General features: G+C 69.7%; 2 protein-coding genes and 1 pseudogene. 1 reads left to right on the forward strand and 2 read right to left on the reverse strand.

All coding sequences use genetic code 11. The features are described from left to right. Window positions 1-65 precede the first annotated feature (65 nt). Window positions 66-1,052: an AAA family ATPase gene (locus HMPREF3115_RS15080; RefSeq protein ID WP_070554965.1), complete on the reverse strand. Its 987-nt coding sequence runs from the start codon at window positions 1,050-1,052 to the stop codon at window positions 66-68. Between the two features lie 187 nt (window positions 1,053-1,239). On the opposite strand from HMPREF3115_RS15080, the gene HMPREF3115_RS15085 reads away from it, so the two are divergent. Further along, window positions 1,240-1,992, forward strand: coding sequence for an IclR family transcriptional regulator (locus tag HMPREF3115_RS15085; RefSeq protein ID WP_070554967.1), 753 nt, complete (start codon window positions 1,240-1,242; stop codon window positions 1,990-1,992). Window positions 1,993-2,006: 14 nt separating this feature from the next. On the opposite strand, the pseudogene HMPREF3115_RS15090 reads toward HMPREF3115_RS15085, so the two are convergent. Beyond that, a pseudogene (locus HMPREF3115_RS15090) lies at window positions 2,007-2,392 on the reverse strand (DMSO reductase); the annotation flags it as partial.

Below are 2,392 nucleotides of genomic sequence, written 5' to 3' on the forward strand. Positions count from 1 at the left end.
GCGCACGGCGGCCGCGCCGAGCGTCTCGTGCGCGAGGGCGCGCCGGGCTGCGTCGCGCTCGGCGCTCACCGCGCGGCTCTCGGCTCGATGCCAACGCGCGCGCCGATCGCGAGCTCGTCGCCGAAGCACCGTTGGTAGTACTCGGCGACGATCGGCCGCTCCGCGTCGTCGCACTTGTTCAGGAACGTCAGGCGAAACGCGAGCGCCGGATCGCGGAAGATCTGGCAGTTCTCGGCCCAGTCGATCACGGTGCGCGGCGACATCAGCGTCGACAAGTCGCCGGTCGCGAAACCGTTGCGCGTGAGCTCGGCGAGGCTCACCATCGATTCGAGCAGCGTGCGGCCCGCTTCGTCCGCGAGCGCCGGCACGCGCGCGCGCACGATGCCGATCTCCTCGTCGCGCGGCAGGTAGTCGAGCGTCGCGACCACGTTCCAGCGGTCCATCTGCGCATGATTGAGCATCTGCGTGCCGTGATACAAGCCGTTCAGATTGCCGAGCCCGACCGTGTTGGCCGTCGCGAACAGCCGGAATGATGGATGCGGATGAATCACGCGGTTCTGGTCGAGCAGCGTGAACTTGCCGTCGCGCTCGAGAATCCGCTGGATCACGAACATCACGTCGGGCCGTCCCGCGTCGTATTCATCGAAGATGAGCGCGACCGGCCGCTGCAGCGCCCACGGCACGATGCCCTCCTGAAACTCGGTCACCTGGAGGTCGTCGCGCACGACGATCGCGTCCTTGCCGACGAGGTCGAGCCGGCTGATATGGCCGTCGAGATTCACGCGCACGCAGGGCCAGTTCAGCCGCGCGGCGACCTGCTCGATATGCGTCGATTTGCCGGTGCCGTGCATGCCCTGCACGAGCACGCGCCGGTTGCGCGCGAAGCCGGCGAGAATCGCGAGCGTCACGTCGGGGTTGAAACGATATGCGTCGTCGACATCCGGCACGTGATCGTCGCGCACGCTGAATGCGGGCACCGTCAGGTCCGAATCGATGCCGAACCGCTCGCGGACCGACACCATGCAGTCCGGCTTGCTCGCTACCCCTTCCATTGCGTTGCGCTCCTCTGTCGTTGCGGGCCCGACGCGCGCCGATGCGATGCGCGTCGCCCCGTTTCCGGAACGATCCGTTCCGTTGCATAAAAGGCGGGCCGCTTCGCGCGGCACGCCGGCCCGCGCGCCGCGTGTGCGGGGCCGTTCGGTACAATGGCCGCAGTCCATTTTCGGAACGATGCTGCCGATGCTTCCCGCCGATACGCCCACGCTGCGCGCGTTCGCGCTGCTCGAACACCTCGTCCAGGCGGGCGACGCCGTGTCGCTCGCCGATCTCGCGCGCGACGTCGACATGCCGAAGGCATCGCTGCATCGGATGCTCGCGTCGCTCGAAGCGGGCGGCCTCGTGATCCGCGAGCCGGGCCGCAAGAACGCCTACGCGGTCGGCCCGCGGCTCGCGCGGCTCGGGGCGCGCGTGATGCTCAATGCCGGCGCGCGGCGGCTGCGCCATGCGATCCTCGCGCAGCTCGTCGCCGATCTCGGCGAGACCTGCAACCTGACGATGCTGCACGACACCGACGTCGTCTATCTGGACCGCGTCGAAGCCGACTGGCCGCTGCGGCTCGACCTGAAGCCCGGCTCGCGCGTGCCTGCGCACTGCAGCGCGAGCGGCAAGCTGCTGCTCGCACTGCTGCCGCGCGACGAGCGCAACGCACTGCTGCGCGCGATGCCGTTGCCGCGCCATACGCCGAACACGATCGCCGATCCGGCGCTGCTCGAGGCCGAACTCGACCGTATCGCGCACCGCGGGCTCGCGATCGACAACGAGGAGTTCGTCCCCGGCATCGTCTGCATCGCCGCGCCGATCGTCGATGCGCAAGGCGCGTGCGTCGCCGCCGTCGCCGTGCATGCGCCCGTGTCGCGTGCGCCGCTGTCGCGGCTGCTCGACAGCGCGCCGCGCGTGCAGGAGGCCGCGCGGGCGCTCGCCGAGACGTTCTAGCACCGCGCCGCCCATCATGATGCGCGCTGGTAGTAGATGTTCTGCGGATGGCGTGCATCCGCGAAAAAGAACCAGCGCTCCGCGACGAGCCCCGCATACTGGATCACGAACGCCGCACCGAGTATCGCGGCGGCGAGCGCCGACGTCGGCGCAAGCGCGAGCGCGCCGGTCAGCACGAACGGCACCGCGAACGCGCCGAGCAGAAAGCCGGCCTTCACCGCGCGCAGCGTGCCGGCGCCCTTGCCGTGGAAGAACTCGCGCGTATTGAACGCGCTGGCCGTGAACCCGCGCGATTTCTGTTCGACCTTCGCCTGCCGGATGCCGGTCGCGCTCTGCACGGTCGACTTCGGCCGCAGCCGTGCATTGCGCGCCAGCGACGCGAGCCGCGTCGCGCCGCCTG

Origin of the sequence: Burkholderia sp. HMSC10F09, assembly GCF_001806955.1 — a bacterium.
GTDB classification, from domain to species: Bacteria; Pseudomonadota; Gammaproteobacteria; order Burkholderiales; family Burkholderiaceae; genus Burkholderia; species Burkholderia multivorans.

What these genes read in the sequence shown, in the direction of transcription:
- HMPREF3115_RS15080 (WP_070554965.1), bottom strand. Translation starts at nt 1,052, where the DNA reads ATGGAAGGGGTAGCGAGCAAGCCGGACTGCATGGTGTCGGTCCGCGAG.
- HMPREF3115_RS15085 (WP_070554967.1), top strand. Translation starts at nt 1,240, where the DNA reads ATGCTTCCCGCCGATACGCCCACGCTGCGCGCGTTCGCGCTGCTCGAA.